This window comes from Archangium sp. (assembly GCF_057119385.1).
In genome coordinates, this window is record NZ_DBNGVP010000197.1 from 40,237 (window position 1) to 61,427 (window position 21,191).

At 70.5% G+C, this 21,191-nt stretch carries 21 protein-coding genes; 10 read left to right on the plus strand and 11 right to left on the minus strand.

What is annotated here, in order from left to right; all coding sequences use genetic code 11:
* Positions 1-34: 34 nt before the first annotated feature.
* Entirely contained in the window at positions 35-1,471 is a 1,437-nt protein-coding gene (locus AC16DP_RS45820; RefSeq protein WP_329729278.1) for a hypothetical protein, read from the plus strand.
* 38 nt (positions 1,472-1,509) lie between these two features.
* Entirely contained in the window at positions 1,510-2,466 is a 957-nt protein-coding gene (locus tag AC16DP_RS45825) for a HEAT repeat domain-containing protein (RefSeq protein WP_483957084.1), read from the plus strand.
* Here the strand turns inward: AC16DP_RS45825 and AC16DP_RS45830 are convergent.
* A complete protein-coding gene (locus tag AC16DP_RS45830; RefSeq protein ID WP_329729280.1) occupies positions 2,447-3,754 on the minus strand; it encodes a thymidine phosphorylase in 1,308 nt (435 codons plus the stop codon). The genes AC16DP_RS45825 and AC16DP_RS45830 overlap by 20 nt on opposite strands.
* A 101-nt stretch (positions 3,755-3,855) precedes the next feature.
* On the opposite strand from AC16DP_RS45830, the gene AC16DP_RS45835 reads away from it, so the two are divergent.
* From AC16DP_RS45835 to AC16DP_RS45855, 5 genes are all read left to right on the plus strand, one after another.
* Positions 3,856-5,307 carry a Gfo/Idh/MocA family protein gene (locus AC16DP_RS45835; RefSeq protein WP_329729281.1) on the plus strand — a complete coding sequence of 484 codons (1,452 nt, stop codon included), beginning with the start codon at positions 3,856-3,858 and terminating at the stop codon, positions 5,305-5,307.
* A 207-nt stretch (positions 5,308-5,514) separates the two neighbouring features.
* The gene (locus AC16DP_RS45840; protein WP_329729401.1) at positions 5,515-6,978 is read left to right on the plus strand and encodes an ABC transporter ATP-binding protein; all 1,464 of its coding nucleotides are present in this window, start codon (positions 5,515-5,517) and stop codon (positions 6,976-6,978) included.
* Positions 6,971-8,107: an ABC transporter permease gene (locus tag AC16DP_RS45845; protein ID WP_329729282.1), complete on the plus strand. Its 1,137-nt coding sequence runs from the start codon at positions 6,971-6,973 to the stop codon at positions 8,105-8,107. The genes AC16DP_RS45840 and AC16DP_RS45845 overlap by 8 nt, the downstream gene beginning before the upstream one ends.
* Positions 8,100-9,029: an ABC transporter permease gene (locus AC16DP_RS45850; RefSeq protein ID WP_329729283.1), complete on the plus strand. Its 930-nt coding sequence runs from the start codon at positions 8,100-8,102 to the stop codon at positions 9,027-9,029. Before AC16DP_RS45845 ends, AC16DP_RS45850 begins: the two co-directional genes overlap by 8 nt.
* A gap of 449 nt (positions 9,030-9,478) precedes the next feature.
* Positions 9,479-10,012: a histidine kinase gene (locus AC16DP_RS45855; RefSeq protein WP_483957082.1), complete on the plus strand. Its 534-nt coding sequence runs from the start codon at positions 9,479-9,481 to the stop codon at positions 10,010-10,012.
* A gap of 27 nt (positions 10,013-10,039) precedes the next feature.
* Here the strand turns inward: AC16DP_RS45855 and AC16DP_RS45860 are convergent, their stop codons facing one another.
* The 4 genes from AC16DP_RS45860 to deoC form a co-directional block, all read right to left on the minus strand.
* Entirely contained in the window at positions 10,040-10,717 is a 678-nt protein-coding gene (locus tag AC16DP_RS45860; RefSeq protein ID WP_414640722.1) for a hypothetical protein, read from the minus strand.
* Positions 10,714-12,450 carry a phospho-sugar mutase gene (locus AC16DP_RS45865; protein ID WP_329729285.1) on the minus strand — a complete coding sequence of 579 codons (1,737 nt, stop codon included), beginning with the start codon at positions 12,448-12,450 and terminating at the stop codon, positions 10,714-10,716. The genes AC16DP_RS45860 and AC16DP_RS45865 overlap by 4 nt, the downstream gene beginning before the upstream one ends.
* A gap of 87 nt (positions 12,451-12,537) precedes the next feature.
* Positions 12,538-12,930, minus strand: a complete 393-nt coding sequence (locus tag AC16DP_RS45870) for a TraR/DksA family transcriptional regulator (RefSeq protein WP_329729286.1) — start codon at positions 12,928-12,930, stop codon at positions 12,538-12,540.
* A gap of 21 nt (positions 12,931-12,951) precedes the next feature.
* Positions 12,952-13,761, minus strand: coding sequence for a deoxyribose-phosphate aldolase (deoC, locus tag AC16DP_RS45875; RefSeq protein ID WP_329729287.1), 810 nt, complete (start codon positions 13,759-13,761; stop codon positions 12,952-12,954).
* A 105-nt stretch (positions 13,762-13,866) separates the two neighbouring features.
* On the opposite strand from deoC, the gene AC16DP_RS45880 reads away from it, so the two are divergent.
* Together AC16DP_RS45880 and AC16DP_RS45885 are read left to right on the plus strand one after the other, a co-directional pair.
* Positions 13,867-15,045: a ComEC/Rec2 family competence protein gene (locus AC16DP_RS45880; protein ID WP_329729288.1), complete on the plus strand. Its 1,179-nt coding sequence runs from the start codon at positions 13,867-13,869 to the stop codon at positions 15,043-15,045.
* A complete protein-coding gene (locus tag AC16DP_RS45885) occupies positions 15,042-15,317 on the plus strand; it encodes a DUF3006 domain-containing protein (protein WP_329729289.1) in 276 nt (91 codons plus the stop codon). Before AC16DP_RS45880 ends, AC16DP_RS45885 begins: the two co-directional genes overlap by 4 nt.
* Before the next feature lie 28 nt (positions 15,318-15,345).
* Here the strand turns inward: AC16DP_RS45885 and AC16DP_RS45890 are convergent, their stop codons facing one another.
* The 3 genes from AC16DP_RS45890 to AC16DP_RS45900 all read right to left on the minus strand — a co-directional run bounded on the left by AC16DP_RS45890 (position 15,346) and on the right by AC16DP_RS45900 (position 18,993).
* Positions 15,346-15,978: a hypothetical protein gene (locus AC16DP_RS45890; RefSeq protein ID WP_329729290.1), complete on the minus strand. Its 633-nt coding sequence runs from the start codon at positions 15,976-15,978 to the stop codon at positions 15,346-15,348.
* 96 nt (positions 15,979-16,074) lie between these two features.
* Complete coding sequence (locus AC16DP_RS45895; RefSeq protein WP_329729291.1) at positions 16,075-17,274, minus strand: MFS transporter; 1,200 nt, start codon at positions 17,272-17,274, stop codon at positions 16,075-16,077.
* A gap of 21 nt (positions 17,275-17,295) precedes the next feature.
* A complete protein-coding gene (locus AC16DP_RS45900) occupies positions 17,296-18,993 on the minus strand; it encodes an AgmX/PglI C-terminal domain-containing protein (protein ID WP_329729292.1) in 1,698 nt (565 codons plus the stop codon).
* Positions 18,994-19,137: 144 nt separating this feature from the next.
* Here AC16DP_RS45900 and AC16DP_RS45905 point away from each other — a divergent pair, with 144 nt between their 5' ends.
* Complete coding sequence (locus AC16DP_RS45905; RefSeq protein WP_329729293.1) at positions 19,138-19,428, plus strand: FYDLN acid domain-containing protein; 291 nt, start codon at positions 19,138-19,140, stop codon at positions 19,426-19,428.
* 54 nt (positions 19,429-19,482) lie between these two features.
* Here AC16DP_RS45905 and AC16DP_RS45910 read toward each other — a convergent pair whose 3' ends face one another.
* The 3 genes from AC16DP_RS45910 to AC16DP_RS45920 all read right to left on the minus strand — a co-directional run.
* On the minus strand, positions 19,483-19,662 hold the full coding sequence (locus tag AC16DP_RS45910; RefSeq protein ID WP_329729294.1) for a hypothetical protein: 180 nt from the start codon (positions 19,660-19,662) through the stop codon (positions 19,483-19,485).
* A gap of 95 nt (positions 19,663-19,757) precedes the next feature.
* Entirely contained in the window at positions 19,758-20,486 is a 729-nt protein-coding gene (locus AC16DP_RS45915) for an immunity 52 family protein (protein WP_329729295.1), read from the minus strand.
* A 20-nt stretch (positions 20,487-20,506) separates the two neighbouring features.
* Positions 20,507-21,191 (minus strand): Tox-REase-5 domain-containing protein (locus AC16DP_RS45920; protein WP_483957083.1); only part of this gene is annotated, 685 nt, incomplete at its 5' end.

The following is a 21,191-nucleotide window of genomic DNA, read 5'->3' on the forward strand; positions in this document are numbered from 1 at the left end:
CCCACAGCCAGGGGTTGGGCATGCTGCACGGCACATGAGGACAGCCCCTTCGCTGCCGCGTATGGCCCTGGCCCTGGGCTTCGCCCTTCTCTCCGCTTGCGCCACCTCGCGGGTCCAGGCGGTCAGCCTCCTGCACTCGCAACCGCCCGCGGTCGTCCGCCAGCAGGCAACGCCCCTGGCCGGTGGACCCCTCTCGGCGGAGCTCCTCCCCGTGCTCATCCATACGCCACTGGAAGGCCCCCTGCGATTGTCCTTCCCCGCCCTGGCACCTCATTCCAGCCTCGAGGCACTGACCGTGACGGAGATACGCCCGCTGCTCGGGGCATTCGACTCCATCCGGCCTCGTGCCACCCCTCGGCTGCGGCTGATGGAATTCCCGGGAGCCACGAACCCAACCCAGGGAGCCGCGACCGCATGGGAGCAGAGGCTGCGCGAGGAGTTCTTCTCCCTTTATGGGCCCGCGCTCCTTCCGGTGCCCGAGTCCCTGGAATCGAGCCGGCTCTCCCTCGCCCTCAAACTCTCCACCCGGTACATGGGTGACGGCATCCGCGAGGCAGCCCAGGAACTCTTCAATGCCCCGGCCTTCCTGACCAGCGTCTCGCTGTCGATACTGGTGTACTTCGCCGCCTGGCTGGCGCCCGAGCCGTTCTTCTCCAAGGCCTTCGTCGCCACGCTCACGGTACGACTGGCCCTGCTGGTGGGGCTGGTGGAGTTGGGACGCCTGGCCCTGGCGTGCTTGCGCCTCCATCAGGAGGCCGAGGCCGCCACCACGCATCAGGAGTTGGAAGCAGCAGCCGAGCGCTTTGGCAGATCTGTCGGGGGCACGGCACTCCGGGTGCTGGTGGTGGTGGCCAGTCTCGGAGTGCCCCAGGTTCTTCCCAAAGTGCCCGAGGGGGGCCTGTGGACGCTCTTGAGCCCTCTTCGCCATGCGCCAGCAGGCGGGCCGGCGCTGGGGTCCATCACCACGGTGCAGATCGTGGCCGACGGGACGCTCGTCGTCACGGGGGTGGCCACGGGCACCGCTGCCGCGTCCCTCTGTGGGGAGCTCGCTTTCTGCGCCGCGATGGATGACCCGGGCGGTGGTCCCAGGCTCTCCACCCGTTATGGCAAGCCCCACACCCGGCAGAACCCTCCCCACAACGAGGCCATCGAAGAGGAACTGGCCAGACGCGAGGCCGCCGGACACACCGCCTTGAGGAAGAACAAGGCACAGCGGACGGCCCAGGGAGATCGGGTCTACGATTCGGAGCCAGTCCAGGGTGTCCGCTCCCGAAAGCCGGATGTCACCTCGGTCCGGCCCGATGGCGTGAGGCACAACACCAACTACGTCTCCAACGCTCGGGATGTGCAACGGGAGCTGACGGCCTTCGAGTCCATGATTCGAGCGGACCCACTGGCCATCCACGAGTTGTACCTGCTCGACGGAACCCTGCTCAGGCGTTATGTCCCGCGAGGCGTGAGCTTCCCCTGAGCAAGCCGGGACACGAGATGACGCCCAGACCAGACGTCATGCAATGGCGGCAGGAGTTGGTGGACGCATGCAGGTTCGGGGACGAGGCTCGAGCGGGCGCCCTGGTGACGCAGCTGGGCACACGCAAGGCCAGGCCCCTGCTGGAAGAGATGCTGACCCACCCGGATGCGCTCGTACGACAAGCCGCGGCATTCGGCCTGGGAGCGCTTGGGGGCGCAGCCAGTGCCAGACGTCTGGAGCAGCAACTCGCCATTGAGGAAGCACGAGATGCCGACGGGGAATCCGTCGTGGAAGCCATCACCCAGGCGCTTGGACGCATCACGGAATCCGGAGCAAGGACAACCCTGGTACGGAGGTTGGAGCGGCTGGTGACGGGCAAACCGGATCCTGGAGACGTGAGCGCACTGGCTCACGCGCTCTGGAGGAAACGCCATCCGGATCTGCTTCCTTCCGTCCGGCGTGGCCTGAAGCGGCTTGAACCACTGGTCTCCAGGCCCTTGCACGGCCTGTTGATGCTCCTGGAGAAGTCTCCGGAAGAGCTTCGCCAGTGGGCCCTCGACCCCGCCATCCCCGTAGGGCACAAGACGGGCGTCCTCTCCGTGCTCGAAGAGGAGTTGCCAGAGTCCCTGGTCTCCGCGCTCCCCCCGTTCATCTCCGTGGCCCGGTCCCTGTCCGAGACCGCTGCTCGCCACCAGGGAGAGGCCTCGTACTACTGCGATCGCCTGCTCATCCTGCTGCTCCTGCATGAGGAGCGAGTCCTCCCTACCCTCCCGCCCGAATCCCGCGCCGAGCTGCGCGATCTGGCCCGGACCCTGGTCGCGGCGACCGCTCTCAACTGCGCTCTGCGAGCAGCGAGTCTGCTCAAGTTCGTCGGACAGCCGGAAGACGCCGACATCATCGAAGCACACCGCCCGGCGGAACCAGTCCTGGCCAGGGTCTTCGATGATGCCGCACGAGCACTCCGCAATCGCCCGGTTACTCCAGCCGCTCGATGACCAGCGGCCGGGGAGCGGGGGCCTGGGGCCCGAACTGGTACGCCTTGGCCAGGCGCCCCTTCACCTCTTCCAGCGGGGCCGGGTCGTTGTAGTGCACCCGCACCACCGGCTCCCCCGCCTTCACGGGCTCGCCCTCCTTGCGCAGCAGCGTGAAGCCCACCGCGGGGTCGATGATGCTGTCCAACCGCTGCCGGCCAGCCCCCAGTGCCACCGCCGCCAGGCCCACCGCCTCCGTGTCGATGACCGTGACGAAGCCATCCCGGGGCGCCAGCACCACATCCACCGTGGAGCGCGCCTGGGGCAGCCGCGAGTAGTCGTCGATGGCGCGCGGATCTCCGCCCTGCGCCTGGACGATCTCCTTCAGCTTGCGCACCGCGCTCCCGTCCGCGATGACCTTCTCCAGCATCGACCGCGCCTCGGCGATGGTGGACGCCTTGCGGCCCAGCACCAGCATCTCCGCGGTGAGCGCCATCGTCACCTCGGTGTAGTCCGCCGGAGCCCGGCCATGCAGCATCTCCACGGCCTCGACGATCTCCAGCGCGTTGCCCACCGCGCGGCCCAGCGGCTGGTTCATGTCCGTGAGCAGCGCCGTCACCTTGCGGCCCATCTCCGCGCCGATACCAATCATCGTCCGGGCCAGCGTGCGCGCGTCCTCCGCCTTCTTCATGAAGGCCCCGCTGCCCACCTTCACGTCCAGCACCAGGGCATCAATGCCCTCCGCCAGCTTCTTGCTCATGATGGAGCTGGCGATGAGCGGAATGCAGTCCACCGTGGCCGTCACGTCCCGCAGCGCGTAGAGCTTCTTGTCCGCCGGGGCGATCGCCTCCGTCTGGCTGATGAGGCAGCAACCCACCTCGCGCACCAGCCGGCGGTACTCCGGCACCGGTACATCCATCCGGAAGCCGGGAATGGACAGCAGCTTGTCCACCGTCCCACCGGTGTGCCCCAGGCCCCGGCCCGAAATCATCGGCACCGGAACCCCACAGGCCGCCGCCAGGGGCGCCAGGCTCACCGACACCTTGTCCCCCACTCCACCCGTGGAGTGCTTGTCCACCTTCACGCCCGGTGAATCCGACAGGTCCACCACCTCGCCGGACCGGAGCATCGCCTGCGCCCAGGCGCCCAGCTCCACCGAGTCCAGCCCCCGGAAGAAGACCGCCATGCACAGGGCGGACATCTGGTAGTCCGGCACCTGCCCCGCCGTGTACGCCTCGATGAACGCCCGGATGTCCTCGGGCGCCAACCGCTGTCCATCCCGCTTGGCCTTGATGAGCTCGTAGGGTCTCACGGGAAAAGCCCATACCAGGAAGCCGGGCGGAAGTGGCACCGGATGTCCGGCGCATGGAACCGTCACAACCACTCGGGCAAAACCTGTTTTAAAAAGAAGACATGAAAATCGCGATCATGGGTCTCGGGCCTCATGCCAGGCGCGTGTATGTGCCCGCCCTGCAGCGGCTGCGGGAGCGGTTCGGCGTGGAGGTGGCGCTGGGGGTGGAGCTCGAGGCGAAGGAAGCGGAGGTCCGCTCGTTCCTCGCCACGCGGGAGCTGCGCCCGGAGCTGCTCTTCGTGAAGCCCTTCCAGCAGCACATGCCCGAGGACGTGAGGGCCGCGCTCAGCCGCATCGCCCGGCGGGAGCGGCTCGACGGCGTCATCATCGCCACCGAGCCCCTGTCGCACAGGGCCTATGCGGAGTGGGCCCTGGAGGAGCGGCTGCACATCCTCATGGACAAGCCCGTCACCACCCGGGAGAACGCCGCCACGGATCTGCACCAGGCCGTGGGCATCCACGGCGACTACGAGGCCCTGCTCTCCGCCCATGCCCGGCTCCAGAAGGAGAAGCAGACCCTCTTCAGCATCAACGTGCAGCGGCGCTTCCACCCGGGCTTCCAGCGGGTGAGGGAGCTGCTCGAGGAGATCGCCGGACGGACGAACTGCCCCATCACCTCCCTCCAGTCCTCGCATGCCGACGGGCAGTGGCGGCTGCCCTCGGAGCTGGTCACCCTCGGCTACCACGGCTACAACGAGGGCTACGGCAAGGTCTCCCACAGCGGGTACCACTTCTTCGACCTGGCCTGGTGGCTCTACCAGTCGGTGGCGCGCATCACCGGAAAGCAGGCGGACTTCGCGGAGGTGTTCTCCTCGTTCCAGGGTCCGGGCGGCTATCTGCGCCAGCTGGACGCGAAGGACCACGAGCGGCTCTTCGGACCGGAGTACCGGAGCGCCTGGCCCCATGACGAGGAGTCACTGAGGCAGCGCGTGCGGAACTACGGGGAACTCGACGCCTTCTCCACCATCCGGCTGCTCCAGGAGGGCGAGAGCGTATGCCACCTGTCCATCCACCTGCTGCACAACAGCTTCAGCCGGCGCGACAGGCTCGAGCCCGGGAAGAACCTGTACAAGGGCAACGGCCGCGTCAAACACGAGCACCACAGCATCCAACAGGGCCCGTTCCAGAACATCCAGGTGCACTCCTACCAGAGCCGGGCCGAGCACGATGAGGGCACGGGGGACGAGCACGCGGTGGGAGGGAACAACCACTTCGACATCCACGTCTTCCGCAACAGCGGGCTCACCGGCGATGCACGGCCGCTGGAGATCATCCGCATGGGCGAGCTGGAGGCGCGGGCCGGGTACGACGCGGAGCGGCTGGCCACCGAGCAGGCCAAGGAGGCGGTGGTGGTGGAGTTCCTCCAGTTCATCCGGGGCGAGCTGCCCCGGGAGCGGGTGCGCTCCAGCCTCGAGGAGCACCGCGTTCCCGTGCGGCTGATGAGCTCCGTCTACGCCTCCCACGTGCTGCAGCGCAGGGGGGAGAATCCCCTCGTGGGCTTCGCGCTGCGCTGAGCTCCGCCATGGGGGGGGCCTCGACCCTCGGGAGCCAGGGCACCGGCACCTTGCCCCCCCACCCCGCCCGTGGAGTGCTGGCCCACCTTCACGCCCGGTGTATCCAGCGTGCACGCCATCCCGCCATCCATCTGATAAAGGTGGACTGTCTTGATCTCCCTCCGGCACATCCACAAGCGCTTCGGCGCCGTGACCGCCCTGGACGACGTGTCGCTGGACATCGGCACCGGGGAAATCCTCGCCCTCGTGGGCGAGAACGGCGCTGGCAAGTCCACCTTGATGAACGTCCTCTACGGGCTCTACCAGGCCGACTCCGGCGAGGTGCTCGTGAAGGGCCAGCCCGTACGCCTGCGCAGCCCCCGCGACGCCATCGCCCAGGGCATCGGCATGGTGCACCAGCACTTCATGCTCGTCCCCACCCTCACCGTGGCCGAGAACGTGGTGCTCGGCCGCGAGCCCTCGCGCTGGGGCCGCATGGACATGGACCGGGCCTGCCAGGAGGTGGCCGCCACCTGCGAGCGCTTCGGCTTCAAGTTGGATCCGCGCGCCCGGGTGGACACCCTCTCCGTGGGCTCGCAGCAGAAGGTCGAAATCGTGAAGGCGCTGCACCGGGGTGCCCAGGTGCTCATCCTCGACGAGCCCACCGCGGTGCTCACCCCCCAGGAGTCGGATGACCTCTTCCGGGTGGCCCGGGGGCTGGCGGCCGGCGGGCGCACCGTCGTCTTCATCAGCCACAAGCTGCGCGAGGTGCTCAGCGTGGCCGAGCGGGTCGCCGTGATGCGGCGGGGCCGGCTGGTGGCCGAGGTGCGCGCCGCCAACACCCGGCCCGAGGAGCTGGCCGCGCTCATGGTGGGCGAGTCGCGCGTCCCCCAGGCCGAGGCCCAGGCCTACCACCCTCCCGGGGGCGAGAAGCTGCTGGAGGCGAAGGACCTCCGCGCCCGGGGCGAGGACGGCCGGCCCGCGCTCCAGGGCGTCTCCCTGGAGGTGCACGCGGGGGAGATCGTCGGCATCGCCGGAGTGGACGGCAACGGCCAGCGCGAGCTCGCCGAGGTGCTCACGGGCCTGCGGACGTTGGACGGAGGCGGAGGCACCCTGCTGGGCGCGCCGCTCACGGGGCTGACGCCCGCCGAGGCCCGGCGCCGGGGCGTGGGGCACGTGCCCGAGGATCGGCTGTGGCGCGCGGTGGTGAAGGCCATGACGGTGGAGGAGAACGTGGCGCTGGGGCGGCAGACGCAGGCGCCCTTCGCCCGGGGACTCCAGGTGGACTTCGCGGGCCGGCGCGAGCGCACCGCGGCGCTGCTGAAGGCCTACGACGTGCGGCCGCCGGACCCCGAGGTGCCGCTGCAGGCGCTCTCCGGTGGCAACCAGCAGAAGGTGGTGGTGGCGCGCGAGCTGGACGCGGGGCCGAAGCTGCTGGTGGTGGTGCAGCCCACGCGCGGCCTGGACATCGGCGCGGTGGCGCAGGTGCAGGCGAAGCTGCGCGAGGCGCGCGACAAGGGAGCCGGAGTGGTGCTCGTCTCGTTGGACCTGGAGGAAGTCCTGGCCCTGGCCGATCGCGTCTACGTCTTCTTCGAGGGCCGCATCACCGGCACCTTCACCCGGCCCGAGTTCGACGAGCGGGAGATCGGCCGCCGGATGCTCGGCACCCGCGGGGAGGTGGCCCATGGGTGAGCGGCTGCGCGCGGTACTCCCCTCCGTCTTCTCCGTGCTCCTGGCGCTCGCCGTGTGCTGGGTGTTCATCGCCCTCACGCGCGACGCGGAGACGGCCACCGGGGCCTATCTCCAGATGCTCCGCGGCGGCCTGGGCGACTGGCCCCAGTACTTCGAGGGCGGGCGGCTCGCCGTCCTCACCCGGCCCCTCGGCGAGGCCGCCATCAAGGCCGCCCTGCTGCTGCTCACCGGCCTGTCGGTGACGGTGGCCTTCAAGGTGGGCCTCTTCAACATCGGCGCCCAGGGGCAGATGCTCGTGGGAGCGCTCGCGGCGGCCGTGGCGGGTGCCCAGCTGCAACTGCCCGCCGTGCTGCACATCCCCGTGGCGGTGCTCGCCGCCTGCGTGGCCGGAGGCCTGTGGGCGCTCATCGCCGCGGCCCTCAAGCTCAGCCGGGGCGTCCACGAGGTCATCTCCACCATCATGCTCAACTGGGTGGCGGTGAGCCTGGTGGACAACTGGCTGTCGGTGGGCCCGCTGAGGGCCGGTGCCGGCACCCACCTCTCCACCACGGGCACGGCGGAGATCGCCGCCAGCGCGCAGCTGCCCCGGCTGCTCGGGGAAATGTCCCGCCTGCACCTCGGCTTCCCCCTGGCGCTCGCGGTGGCGCTGGCCATCTGGGTGTGGCTCTCGCGGCTGCGCTCGGGCTTCGAGACGCGCGCGGTGGGCCTGGGCGCCGAGGCCGCCCGGGCCGCGGGCATTCCGGTGGTGCGGCGCACCGCCCAGGCCATGGGGCTGGCGGGAGCGCTCGCGGGCATGGCCGGCGCCGTGCTCGTGCTGGGCACCGAGTACCGGTACCCGGGCGGACTGGGCGCGCCCTACGGCTTCGACGGCATCGCCATCTCGCTCATCGGCGGCAACCACCCGCTGGGCGTGGCGCTGTCCGCCCTCTTCTTCGGCGCCCTGCGCGCGGGCGGCACGCGCATGCAGCTGCTCGGCGTGCACAAGAGCTACCCCGAGCTCATCCAGGGCCTCGCCCTGCTCTTCGTGGCGGGCCGGATGGTGTGGCTCTCGCTGCTGCGCCCGAGGAAGGTGGCCCCCATGGCGCCCACCCGGCAGCCGGAAGCCAGCCCGGAGGTGCCCCGTGCTTGAAATCATCGAAGCCCTCCTGTCCTCCACGCTGGAGTACTTCCCCTCGCTGCTCTTCGCCGCGCTGGGGGCCACGCTGTGCGAGCGCTCCGGCGTGGTGAACGTGGGCGTCGAGGGGATGATGCGCGCGGGCGCCTTCTGCGCGGCCGTGGCGGCCATCACCTTCCCCACCCCCGTGGGCGTGCTGATGGGCATGGCCGCCGGGGCCGGCATGGCCGCCATCCACGGCTACCTGTGCATCCGCTGGCGCTCGGACCAGGTGGTGTCCGGCATGGCCATCAACCTCGTGGCGCTCGCCGGGGGCACCTACCTCCTCGAGTCCCTGTACGGGCCCAACGGCACGCCCCCCATCCACCAGCTCACCCGCTGGCACCTGCCCGGCCTGTCCGAGGTGCCCCTGCTGCGCGCCTTCTCCGGGCACTCGGCCCTCACGTGGATCGCCCTGGTGCTGCCCTTCGTCTTCCATGGGCTGCTCTACCGCACGCCCCTGGGCCTGCGGCTGCGCGCCGTGGGCGAGAAGCCCCATGCCGTGGCCACCCTCGGCCTGTCCGTGACGGGGCTGCGCTGGCTCGCCGTGCTGGGCAGCGGCATGCTCGCGGGCCTGGGCGGAGCCACCCTCTCCACCGCCGTGCTGGATCGCTTCGAGCAGCACACCCCGGCCGGCCTCGGCTTCATGGCCCTGGCCGCCATGGTGTTCGGCCGCTGGACGCCCCTGGGGGCCTTCCTCGCCGCCCTCTTCTTCGCCACCGGCAACGCGCTGCGCATCGGCCTGGCCTCCAGCGCCCCCGGCCTCCTGGAAGTGGTGCCCCAGGGCTTCCTCCTCGCCCTGCCCTATGTGCTGACGCTCGCGGTGCTCGCCTTCCAGGGCCAGCGCACCCACGCCCCCGCCGCCCTCGGCACCCCCTACGAGCAGGAGTCGCGCTGACGCGGGCGGGCCTCCCCGGCTTCCCCGTGACGAGGTGCGCGTCCGTCCCCGGCCCGGCAGCGGGCCGTGGGTGCGGCTCCGTCGCGGCGTGGGTCTCACCGCACCCGGGTCACAGCACACCGGGTATCCCTTCTGACCCACGTACTCTCCTGTATTCCCAAGAGGTCATCCGTGTGTATTCATCCGGGCAACCAAGCAAAGCTCTGAAACTCAAGGAATAAAGGACAGACTGTTCCGTACCTTACAGTCGTGGGCGGAGCGGAGCGCAAACGGCACGCGTATCGCATGGAATGGGTGGCGCGCGGACGGGCCGCACGGCAGTGGAGACGCGACACTGTCGTTGCGCGCCGCCGGGGCTGGGGAGGGAGGAGGGAGGTCGGCGTCCGGAACACGTTGAGGGGGGAGCCGGCGTGAAATCAGACACACCACACGAGGCACGAGGTGACGCGATGAGCGCGGTGGCGATGGCTTGTTGGCCGAGGCAGATGGCGGTGACGAGCAGTGAGGGCCGTGGCCACCTGAGCGCCGTGGGCGTACCGGACGGCACCGACGTGCAGAACCTGGACCTGTGCGCGCTGGCGAAACACGCGCTGGCCCTGCTCCACGCCACGGGCCATGTGCGGAGCGGCGAGGTGGGGCTGGAGCTGCCGGACGAGCCGGTGTTCGCGCGGGTGAGCCGGCGGCGGATGGAGCAGGTGATGCTGCACCTGCTCAGCGACGCGGTGCAGGCCCACCGCAACGCGGAGATGCCGGCGCGCACCGTGCGGCTGGCGGTGGAGCCGCAGGACGACTTCGGCGACTACGGCCCGCGCTTCCAGGTGCGCTACGCGGCGCGCGAGAGCGCTCCCCAGACGGGCCTGACGGCGGCGCGCGAGCTGGTGGAGACGCTGGGCGGGCACCTGGCGGTGAAGAACCACGGGCTGACGGGCAGCACCATCACCGTCTCCGTGGAGCTGGAGGACCAGGGCACCGCGAGCTGGTAGCGCTCGCGGGCCCGGTGGCCGCTCCGGTCAGAACTTGTAGGCCACGCCCAGCAGCGCCTCGAGCGTGAAGCGGGCGCGGCCCCGGTCCGCGAACAGGCCCGAGTAGGAGCCCACGGACGGCCCCATCCTCACGTTGAAGTTCACGACGAAGTTGCGGTCGATGAAGTACTCGAGCCCGCCGCCCAGGAGGATGGGCACCACGGCGCCGCCCCCCGTGCCGAAGATGACGTAGAAGGGGATGTCCAGGCCCACGTTGAGCATGAGGGCGCTGCCCACGGGGATGCCCACCGTGAAGGCGATGGGCAGGGCCAGGCCCACGTCGGTGTAGTTCTCATAGAAGTAGAAGAGGGGCCCGGGCGCGAAGCTCAGCCCGAAGTTCACCCGCGACGTCTCCAGCAGCTTCAGCCGCATCAACGCCTGCAGCTTCAGCCCCGGCACCACGCTGGTGACGATGCCCTCGCGGCCGTAGTTGAAGGTGAGCTTGCCGCCGATGTCGAAGCGCGACGTGGCCCCGTGCAGCAGGCCCAGCGACACGCCCGGCCAGCCCACCTGGCCCATCAGCGCCGTCCCCTGCCCCAGCGTCTGGCCCGACAGCACGGACCAGCCCTGGCCACGGCCGTACGAAGCCCCCTCCTCCTGCGCCAGGGCGGCGCCCGAGACGAGGAGGACTCCCATCAATACCCAACTCGAGACACTGCGATTCACGCACCCACCTCCGGTTGCCCCCGCTCGCGCGCCAGCGCGATGAAGGCGTCGATGAGCTTCTGGAGCCGGGCCTCTCCCCGGGCGCGCGCGGCTTGCACCGGCTCGCCGGCGGCCAGCGTCTCCTTCAGCTCGAAGTAGTATTTGATTTTGGGCTCCGTGCCGGACGGCCGCGCCGTCACCCGTCCCCCACCCTCCAGCTCGTAGGCGAGGACGTTGGAGGGCGGCAGCCGCTCGCCCTTCTTGTAGTCCAGCACGGTGCGCACGGGCAGCTCGCCCACGCGCGTGGGCCCCGAGCGGCGGAAGCCCTCCATGATGCGGGCAATCACCTGGGCGCCCTCGGCACCCGGGAAGGTGAAGTTGCGCTGCGCGCTCACGTAGAGGCCGAAGCGGCGCTGGATCTCCTCCAGGTAGCCGAGCACCGTCTGGCCGCGCGACTCGCACCAGGCGGCGAGGTCCGCGAACACCAGCGCCGCGCCCACGCCGTCCTTGTCCCGCGTCACGGTGCCCACGCAGTAGCCGAGCGCCTCCTCGTAGCCGAAGACGAACTGGGTGCCTTCCTGCTTCTCGCGCTCGACGGCGCGGTTGGCGATCCACTTGAAGCCGGTGAGCACCTCGTCGTAGGCGATGCCCAGCTCGCGGGCGATGTCGCCCAGCTGCGTCGAGGACACGATGGTGGTGACGACGTGCGGCTTCCCGCGCCGGGTGGGCCCCTGCACCAGCACGTAGTGGCCCAGCAGCACGCCCACCTCGTTGCCGGTGAGCATGCGCAGCTTGCCGGAGCCCTCGCGCACCATGACGGCCAGCCGGTCCGCGTCCGGATCGTTCGCGAGCACCAGGTCCGCCTTCACGCGCTCGGCGGTGGCCAGCGACAGGTCCATGGCCCCGGGCTCCTCGGGGTTGGGGAAGCGCACGGTGGGGAAGGCGCCGTCCGGCTGGTGCTGCTCGGCCACGGGGTGGACGTTGCGGAAGCCGGCGAGTTCCAGGGCCCGCTCCATCCACACGCCGCCCACGCCGTGCATGGCGGTGTAGACGATGGAGAGCGAGTCCGAGCCGCGGCCGTGCACGCGCAGCTTGAGGATGGCATCCAGGTACGCGTTACCGAGCGAGTCCGGCACGTCGCGCCACAGCCCGCGGGCATGCGCCTCGGTGGGGGTGAGCAGCTCCACCTGGTTGGCGGGCTCCACGCGGGAGATGAAGTCGGCGATGCCCTTGTCATGGGGCGGGATGATTTGCGCGCCGTTGCCCCAGTAGACCTTGTAGCCGTTGTACTCGGGCGGGTTGTGGCTGGCCGTCACCATGACGCCCGCGGCGGCATTGAGGTGCAGGGTGGCGAAGGCGGCGAGCGGCGTGGGCGCCAGCGACGGGAAGACGTGCGCCGGAATGCCCTCGGCGGCGAGCACGCAGGCGGTGTCCTCGGCGAGCTCGGCGCTCAGCCGGCGGCCATCGCGGCACACCACCACGCCGCGGGTGGTGACATCCGGGACGGTGGCCTTGAGGTAGCGCGCCAGGCCGGCGGTGGTCCGGCGCACCACGGCGCGGTTCATCCGGTTGGGCCCCGCGCCCAGCACGCCGCGCAGGCCCGCGGTGCCGAACTCCAGGTCCCCCGCGAAACGGTCCGCCAGGTCCGCGAGGTCTCCCCGCGCGAGCACGTCCCGCAGCTCCGCCACGGTGGCCGCGTCCGGGTCCGCCGCGAGCCAGGCCTCCGCCTTCTCCTTCAATCCAACCGCGTCCATGTGCATCCCCTCCTCAAGGCCGGTGCGGCGCTGTGGCCGCCCCCGTCCTCCCCGTCTGTTCAGCGATGATCAGACCCGAGCCGGGGCTCAGGTGTAATCGGTGAGTTTGCGCCGGGTCGGGCCGCCCTTGGGAGCGTCCTTCTGACCCTGGCAGTTCACGCAGTAGCCCACGTAGGGCATGGCCTCGAGCCGGCCGGGTGGAATCTCGTCGCCGCACTCCTCGCACTCGCCGAAGGAGTCCGGGTCATCGCGCAGCTTGCCCAGCGCCTTCACCACGAGCTGGAGCACGCCGTCCATGTTCCGGTTCCGCTTGGAGGCGATGGCCTGCATCATCTCGTTGAGCGGTTGCTCGTCCTCGTCGCCGCCCACCCGCGCCTCGTCGGTGCGGTTGGGCTCGATCTTCGCGGGCGCCTTGCCGGTCAGCCCGGCGTGGAGCGCCAGCAACTTCTGCCTGTACTTCTCGCGCTGTGCCTCGGTCACGGGCCTCTCCCCACCGGGTGGCTAGTACTTCGCGGTGGACCTCTGGCCGGAGACGATGGCCACCGACGCCGAGGCTCCCAGGCGGTTGGCCCCCGCCCGAATCATCTTCAGGGCGTCCTCGGCCGAGCGGATGCCACCCGAGGCCTTCACGCCCACGTCCTCGCCCACCACCCGGCGCATGAGCGAGACATCCTCCACGGTGGCGCCGCCGGTGCTGAAGCCAGTGGACGTCTTCACGAACGCCGCCCCCGCCGCCTTGGACAACACACAGCCGGCGATCTTCTCGTCCTGGGAGAGCAGGCTCGTCTCGAGGATGACCTTCACCGGCCAGGGCCGGCTGGCCTCCACCACCTGGGCGATGTCGGAGACCACCAGGGCGTAGTCGCGCGCCTTGAGCGCCCCGACGTGGATGACCATGTCGATCTCCCGCGCCCCGGCTTGAATGGCCTCACGGGCCTCGAAGGCCTTGGCGCTGGTGAGGGCCGCGCCCAGGGGGAAGCCCACCACGGCGATGGGCACCGAGCGGGAGCCCGCCAGGATGCCGGCCACGGTGGCCACGTGGCTCGAGTTCACGCACACGGTGGCGAAGCCGTGCTCCACGGCCTCACGGGCCACCCGGGCGACGTCCTCGCGCGTGGCCTCGGGCTTGAGCAGCGTGTGGTCGATGTAGGGCGCCAGGTCCGCGTTGTCGCGGATGGACTCGGGCGCGATGGAGGCGGTCCGCACGGGGCTCGGGGGCGGCGGGTGGGCCGCCCGGAGACCGGGCATGCTCTTGCGGACCTGGTCGGCGATCTCCTCGACGACCCGCTGGATGTCTTGGGCCTCGGACATATGGGGGCGGGGTGTAGCCCACTCCAGCCCGCTCGGGAAGCACGGAGACGGCCACTTGCTTGACACGCAACGGACCCCGCCCCGTGCGCTAGAGTCCCTCCGCTCATGGCTCTCGCGCGGTTGCTCCTCGTCCTCTTCGCCCTGCTCGCCGCCCTCCCGGGCCGCGCCGCCCCGGCTCCCACTCCCCCGCTCAAGCCGCTCACCGTCTACTTCTTCGACGTGGGCCAGGGAGACGCGGCGCTCATCGTCTCGCCCACGGGCAAGACGGTGCTCATCGACGGCGGCCCTCCCGAGGCCGACGAGGCCCTGGTGCCCCGGCTGCGCCAGCTGCTCCAGGGGCCCATCGACCTGGTCATCATGACCCACCCGCACCTGGACCACCTGGGCGGCCTCGTGAAGATCATCCAGGCCGTGGGGGCGCGGCGCTTCATGGACCCGGGCTTCGACCACCCGAGCGAGGCCTACCGCAAGCTGCTGGAGGTGGTGGGCCAGAAGGTGGGCCAGGTGATGACGCCCACGCCCAACCCGGGCTCGCCGGAGACGCTGCTCACCGTGGGCCTGGGCGAGGGCGTGACGCTCACCGTCCTCTGGCCGCGCACCCCGCGCGATGCCTTCCTCGACGACACGCGCTCGGACGTCAACGCCAACTCCATCGTGGCCAAGGTGACGTACGGCAAGACGGCGTTCCTCTTCACGGGAGACGCCGAGCCGGAGACCGAGGCCTTCCTGCTGACCCGGCCCATCGACTTCACCTCCACCGTGCTGAAGGTGGCGCACCATGGCGGCAAGCACTCGTCCACCACGCCCTTCCTCGCGGCGGTGAAGCCGCGGGCGGCCGTCATCTCCTGCGGCACGGGCAATGACTACGGACACCCCACCCCCGAGGCCCTCGAGCGGCTCGGCAAGACGGGCGCGCGCGTGTTCCGCACGGACCTCCAGGGCGAGGTGCTCGCGGTGAGCAACGGCACCACCGTCACCCTCACGCCCCAGAAGGGCCGGAGCGCGCCCGTCGTCGTCACCGGCCAGACGGCCGGCCCGGTGGCCAAGGGGCCCATGCCCTCGGGGGCCTCGGGCTCCATCGGCGGCAAGGTGGTGCCCGCCAGCGGAAAGCTCCCGGCCGCCAGTGCCAAGGGGATGCGCTACGTGAGCCTCAAGGGCAGCGAGGTGTTCCACAGCGAGGACTGCCGCGCGCTCGAGCGGGCGAAGACGCAGGAGCGCACCGTGTACAAGGACCGCGCCTCCGCCATGCGGGAGCGCCGCCCCGCCAAGGACTGCGACCCATGACGAAGAAGAAGCCGCGGAAGACGCCGCGCACCCGGACGCTGGCCAGCGTGGACCGGTTCGAGGACGGGCTCGCCGTGCTCCTCGTGGACGGCCGCCAGGAGACGCGGCGCCGCGAGGAGCTGCCGCCCGGGGTGCGCGAGGGCGACGTGCTGGACCTGGAGACGCTGACGGTGGACGCCGAGGCCACCGAGCGCCTGCGCACCGAGGTCCGCGAGGCCCGGGAGCGGGCCATGAAGGACAAGGCGCCGCCGCCCGGGGACTTCGACCTGTAGCCGGCCCCGGGCGGGGCCCACCGCTCCACTACATGCAGGTGTACTCGCGCAGGGTGCTGGCGCTCGCCACCTGCCAGCAGTAGTCCCCCACGTTCGAGCAGGGCTTGCCGGCCGGACTGGACGGGCAGCTCGGCGTCCAGGAGCGCGTGTAGCAGGACGCCATGATCAGGTCGTAGCAGTTCTCGGCGCCCGTGAGCGTCCAGACGCCTCCGGGGCAGGCCGCGGTGGAGACGTTCTGCGAGACCGTATTGGGCGAGGCCCAGCAGGTGGAGCGGTTCCCATTGCTGTCGATGACCATGGGGTAGGCCTTCACCTGGAAGGCGTACGTGGTGCCGCACGCGGTGAAGCCCGTGTAGCTGAAGTACCAGGTGCCCGAGCTGCCGGTGCGCTCCTCGGAGGTGTAGAGCGTGTTGTTGACGTAGTACTCGAGCCGCACGGCGTTGGCGCCCGTGGACGACGTCCAGGAGCCGCTCGCGGCCAGCTCGCCCTGATAGATGCTGGCGCCCGAGATGGAGGTGGAGACGCTCACGCCGGAGCACAGCGCCGACTCCTGCGTGCCCAGGGCCTCCTCGGCGGGGACGACGTCGGTGCCACCACAGGCCACCAGCACCAGGGCGGAAAGCAGAGAACAGAGGGGCGCACGAAGCGGACGGTGTTGCATGGTGAACTCCTTGGGGCTGAAATCACTGGAAAAAACCACACTCATTGTATTCCAGAATTCAGCGAAATGCACGCGCGCGCCCCGCGCTGAAGCGCCTCAGGCTCCAGCCGGGGGACGCGCACGCGGCAGCAGCACCACGAGCAGCAGCGCGCTCACTCCGGCGAGCACCCCGGCGGTGACGAAGGCGGTGGTGCTGCCCCGGTCCCTCCACAGCAGGCCGAAGAGCAGGCCCGCCACGAGCGACGCGCCGCCCGTCAGCCCGTTGTACAGGCCAAAGGCACGCCCCCGGGCCTCGGCCGGCACCAGCGAGGTGAGCAGCGACTTCTCCGCGCCCTCGGCCAGCGCGTGGTACAGCCCGTAGACGGCGATGACGATCATCGTGAGCGTCACGCCCCGGGCCCACGCGAGCGCCAGGTAGCTCAGCGCGTACAGGGACCAGCCCGTCACCACGAGCCGCGAGGCCCCCAGCCGGTCCGCGAGCCGGCCCGCCGGGAACGACACGGCCGACTTCACCGCCTGCAGCACCAGCCACGCCAGGGGCAGGAACTCGGGCTGTGCGCCCTCCTCGGTGAGCTTCAGCAGGAGGAAGGCATCGGTGGAGTTGGCCACGCCGAAGAGGGTGATGGGGACGAGGTAGTACGCGAGGCGCCGGGGCACCGGGGCGAGCGCGCGCCCTGCCCCCGAGGCGGAAGCAGGCTCCGGACGCGGGGGGTCGCGCACGAGCAGGAGGGCCAGCACCGCGAGCAGGCCGGGCACGGCGGCGACGAAGAACACCTGCTCCACGCGCAGGCCCACGGCCACCAACGCCATCGCGGCGAGCGAGCCCACGGCGGCGCCCGCATGGTCCATGCCCCGGTGGAAGCCGAAGGCCCGGCCGCGGGATTCCGGGGCGACGGAGTGGGCGATGAGCGCGTCACGCGGACTGGAGCGCAGCCCCTTGCCCACCCGGTCCAGCGCGCGGATGGCGACGGGGTGCCACGGCAGGGTGACGAAGGCCATCAGCGGACGCATCAGGCTGGACAGCCCGTAGCCCAGCAGCACCATCGGCTTGAGGCGGCGCGCCCGGTCCGCCCACACGCCGGACTGGTACTTGATGAGGGCGGAGACCAGGTCCGCCACGCCCTCCATGAGGCCCAGCAGCACGGGCGCCTGCGCCGGCAGCCTCGCGGCGAGGAAGACCGGCAGCAGCGGGAAGATCATGTCGCTGCTGATGTCCGTCAGCAGGCTCACCACGCCGAGCACCACCACGGTGCGCGGCAGGCGGCCCGTCCCCTCGCGGGGCGTGGCCACGTCCACGGTCCAGCCTCCTCGCGCGCGCTACATGGACTTGCTGAGGACGAGCGGAATCTCGACCTCGACGTCATCGCCCTCGAAGGCGGGGAACACCATGCGGCGGGCGCGGGCCTTGATGCAGTTGCCCATGGGCGAGCCGTTGATGTCGTCGCGGTCGAAGGACACCTTCTTCACCGTGCCGGAGCTGCCCACGGTGGCGGTGAGCAGCAGCTTGCCGTCGCGCAGCTTCGGGTTCTTGCGCAGCGCCTGGTCGATGCAGGACTTGAAGGCCGTCTGCGACTGCTTCACCACGCGGTCGAGCGCCTCCTGCGGCGGGCCGGACTGCGTGGCCGAGTCGGTGGGAGCCACCTCGGTGTTCTCGCGCACCTCGGGGCCCACGTCCTTCTTCTCGCCCTCGCCATAGAGGGCGGCCACGGCCTTCTGCTCCTCTCCCTGGGGCGGCTGGGCGGCCGGGTCCTGCGCCGTCTCCGCCGGCTTCGCGGCCTCGTCCGTGGGAGGCGGGGGCGGCTTCGCCTCGGCCTTCTTCTCGGCCTTGGGGGCGGGCTTGGGCGCGGGCGGCGGCGGCTTCGTGCGGCCGAGCATCAGGTCCCTCAGCTCGCCAATGCCCTCGGGCGAGAAGACGGACACGGGCTGCTGCACCACCTGGCCCTTGGCGTCCACGCGGGTGACGCGCAGCGGCACCACCTGCATCTCCGTGAGCGCGTACAGCACGACCACCGGCAGCCCCAGCAGCAGCACGACGAAGAGGGCGATCTTCCAGGCCGGGTTGCGCCGGTGCATCCCCGCCTTCTTCACGAAGTACTGGGTGTTCTCCGCCGGTGCGCGCTGCTTCTCCGGCTCCTTGCCCAGCGCGGCGAGGGGGTCCTCCTGCGAGGAGCCCGCCAGCATGTCCATGCCCAGCTCGCCCCCACCGCCCTGCTCGGACTGCGGGAGGTCCAGGTCGGAGAACAGCTCACCCAGAGGGGCGCCGTTGATGTCAGAGGGGGAGGAGCCCGTATCGGGGTCCGCGGCGACGGCGGCGTCCGGGTCCTGCTCCCAGGGGGTGGAGTCCTGCCGGGCGGAGGGCTGGCGGCGCGGCGCGGGCTCGGTCTGCCAGGTCGTCTGCGAGGGCGCGGGCGGGTCCGGCTGCCACGAGGTGGCGGACTGTTCCACCGACGGGGAGGTGTCGGGCTCGGGCGCCATGATGGGGGGCGGCGGCGCGACGCGCGCGGGGGGCGGAGGAGGGGCGGGGGGCGGCTCCGCGGGCGCGAAGAAGCCGGCCAGCTCGGGGATGTCCTGCCCCCGCTTCCAGTCCGGCATGCCCTGCTGCCAGAAGTAGCTGCGCGCCGTGACGGCGCCCGAGGCCACGAGCTCGCTCAGGGCGCCCTCGTCCAGGGGGCCCTCCTGCTTGCTCTTCACCATCACGAACCAGGGCGAGCGCGCATCGCGCAGCGGCATGGTGCGGGTGGGCTCGTCCTCCCAGGACATGCCCGCCGCCGCCGCGGGGGCCGGCTGGGCCACGGTCGCGGCCGACTCCTCCTCGGCGAGCGAACGGTCCTGCTCCCGCAGGCGCTCCACGTCCGCCAGGGACACGACGCGCGTGCTCTCCTCGGCCTCGGCGGGCGGGCCCTCCACGGAGATGACGTTCTGGCAGTTCTTACAGCGGACCTTGACGGTCTTGCCGCGGACCTTGTCGTCCGCGATGGAGTACCGCCGCTGACACTTGTTGCAGGAGAAGTTCAAGGGGGCTGTCCGGCGCGCGCACACAAGGGCGAGCATCTGCGATGCTAGCGCCTGTGCCGGGGAGTGCAAACCATCGGGTTGACTCTGCCTGCCGGCCCAACTAAGAGCCGCCTCCCCCTACCCTCTTGACACAGAAGGTGGCGCATGCCCGCGAAGGACCTCGGGAACAAGTACGTCTGCTTCAAATGCAGCACGAAGTTCTACGACATGAAGAAGCCGGACCCCCTGTGCCCGAAGTGTGGCGCGGATCAGCGGGAGAGTCCCGCCCTCAAGCCCGCCTCGGAGGGCCGTCGAGGCCGTCTGTCCTCCATCCCCAAGGTGATCGAGCCCATCGAGCCCGAGGAGCCGGCGGCGGAGAGCGAGGAGGAGGAACTGGCCGAGTTCGACGACGAGGACGCCGAGGCGGCTCCCGGCGAAGAGGAGGAGGACATCTGAGCCCGTACGAGGGGGGCTCCGCCACCCGGCGGTGCCCCCTTCGGCCTTCAGGGCTCAGCGCGACCGCGCCGGGCCGCTCGAAGGGGTGGACAGCTGGTGGAGCACCTGGCGCAGCTGCTCGTAGCGCACGGGTCCCAGCGCCTGCACGCCCACCGGCCGCCGGGGCGCCTGTCCCTGGTTCAACAGGGAGAGGGCTGCTCCTGGCTTCGAGCTCGGTCGCTTCTTCGGCTGCATGGGTCGTCCCCCGGATGGCATCCACCAGACATGTAGCAGCTTTCCACCGGAACGGAAACTTTTCGCCACATTCCCTCCAAGGGGGAGGAAGCGGGTCAGCCTGCCTGGCTGTTCGAGACGACGGGCGCGAGCAGGCCCCGGGTGAACAGCGTCTCCTGGACACGGCGGCCCAGCGCGAGGTGCTCCGGGTTGGAGCTGGTCAGTCGCTCGGGGGTAAGAATCACGAGGGAGCCCTGGTCCTCCACGGCGTCGGTGCGCACCGGAGCGGGTAGAGCGGGGATTTCGCCTCGGGCACGTGAGAAGTACGTCATCCAACCCAGGAACGTGCCGGCATGTCCTCTCTGGGACAAGCTGTCTCGAAGACCCGCCGAGGACACGACGCCCCACTCTGGCGCCCAGGCCAACACCATGGCGCGCATGATTCCGGTCAACACGGGCACGGTGAGCACGCGCTCGGTACCTGGCTCCTCACGAGGCAGTTGGAGGAAGCAGCTATTGGAGGCTCCCAGCGCATCGGAACCACAGAGAAGCCGGACCATACCGCCCCGTTCCTTCTCCGGATGTCCCGTCCAGGCACTGAAGATGAAACCGACCTTCCCCAGCCTGTGACTCCTCTTCTGGAAGAAGTGGGCAAAGGTTTCGGCCGTGGGCTCGAACTGCAGCTGCAATGCCCTCTTGAGGGAGTCCGCCTGCTCGAACCAGCGGCTGTAATCGGAGTCGCACCGGGAGAGGAGGTGGAAGAAGGTCTCCGCGCGACTCGCGCACGATTCCGCTGTCTCCACGCGGCAGCCCCAATAAACAGCGGCGTAATAGGCTTCCCTCACCTGTGTCATCCTCCAGCGGGCTACGGTGGCGTGTGGATCACCTCAATGCCCTGGACATCCGCATCCAGAAACAACTTCTTGAGGATGTCCACCATCCGGGGCTCCGCCACGTGCCAACGGATGGGGAGGCCATTGGCCACCCGGCGCTGCCGCTCCGCTTGCCTGAGGAGACGAGTGGCCCCCTCGAAATACTTCTTGGGCTCGAGGTCCGCGTCGAAGTGCTTGTCGTAGCCCAGGCCCTTGGTCTCCTTCAGGACTCGCTGGTCGAGGTCGAAGCCGTCGAAGTCGGCCTTCTCGCCGTTGTGCCACACGCGGTACACCCAGCCCGCGGGCGCTTTCGTCACCTTGTGCTGGAAGGCACGCGAGCGCGGCGACATCCGCTCGTTCTTGGGCACCCACTGCCCCGGTCCGCCCACCGGCGGAACCCAGCCGCCACCTCCCCCCGTGCCCACCTTGGCCAGGTGCAGGCCCCAGGCGACGCTCAGGCCCTGGCCCGCCACCGTCACGGTCCGCCCGGGCACCGCCACCAACCGCAGCACCAGCTCGCCTCGCTTCGTCAGCGTCAGCAGCGGCACCGACAGCCGGCCGAGCTTCTCGCCCCACGTCACCGCCTTCACCGCACCCGCTCCCGAGGTACCCACCGTCAGCAGCGCGTTCGCCAGCAGCCGCGACACCTCTCGCACCTGCTCGCCCCGTGGCCTCTGG

What these genes read in the sequence shown, in the direction of transcription:
- AC16DP_RS45820 (WP_329729278.1), top strand. Translation starts at nt 35, where the DNA reads ATGAGGACAGCCCCTTCGCTGCCGCGTATGGCCCTGGCCCTGGGCTTC.
- AC16DP_RS45825 (WP_483957084.1), top strand. Translation starts at nt 1,510, where the DNA reads ATGCAATGGCGGCAGGAGTTGGTGGACGCATGCAGGTTCGGGGACGAG.
- AC16DP_RS45835 (WP_329729281.1), top strand. Translation starts at nt 3,856, where the DNA reads ATGAAAATCGCGATCATGGGTCTCGGGCCTCATGCCAGGCGCGTGTAT.
- AC16DP_RS45845 (WP_329729282.1), top strand. Translation starts at nt 6,971, where the DNA reads ATGGGTGAGCGGCTGCGCGCGGTACTCCCCTCCGTCTTCTCCGTGCTC.
- AC16DP_RS45855 (WP_483957082.1), top strand. Translation starts at nt 9,479, where the DNA reads ATGAGCGCGGTGGCGATGGCTTGTTGGCCGAGGCAGATGGCGGTGACG.
- AC16DP_RS45865 (WP_329729285.1), bottom strand. Translation starts at nt 12,450, where the DNA reads ATGGACGCGGTTGGATTGAAGGAGAAGGCGGAGGCCTGGCTCGCGGCG.
- deoC (WP_329729287.1), bottom strand. Translation starts at nt 13,761, where the DNA reads ATGTCCGAGGCCCAAGACATCCAGCGGGTCGTCGAGGAGATCGCCGAC.
- AC16DP_RS45880 (WP_329729288.1), top strand. Translation starts at nt 13,867, where the DNA reads ATGGCTCTCGCGCGGTTGCTCCTCGTCCTCTTCGCCCTGCTCGCCGCC.
- AC16DP_RS45885 (WP_329729289.1), top strand. Translation starts at nt 15,042, where the DNA reads ATGACGAAGAAGAAGCCGCGGAAGACGCCGCGCACCCGGACGCTGGCC.
- AC16DP_RS45890 (WP_329729290.1), bottom strand. Translation starts at nt 15,978, where the DNA reads ATGCAACACCGTCCGCTTCGTGCGCCCCTCTGTTCTCTGCTTTCCGCC.
- AC16DP_RS45905 (WP_329729293.1), top strand. Translation starts at nt 19,138, where the DNA reads ATGCCCGCGAAGGACCTCGGGAACAAGTACGTCTGCTTCAAATGCAGC.
- AC16DP_RS45910 (WP_329729294.1), bottom strand. Translation starts at nt 19,662, where the DNA reads ATGCAGCCGAAGAAGCGACCGAGCTCGAAGCCAGGAGCAGCCCTCTCC.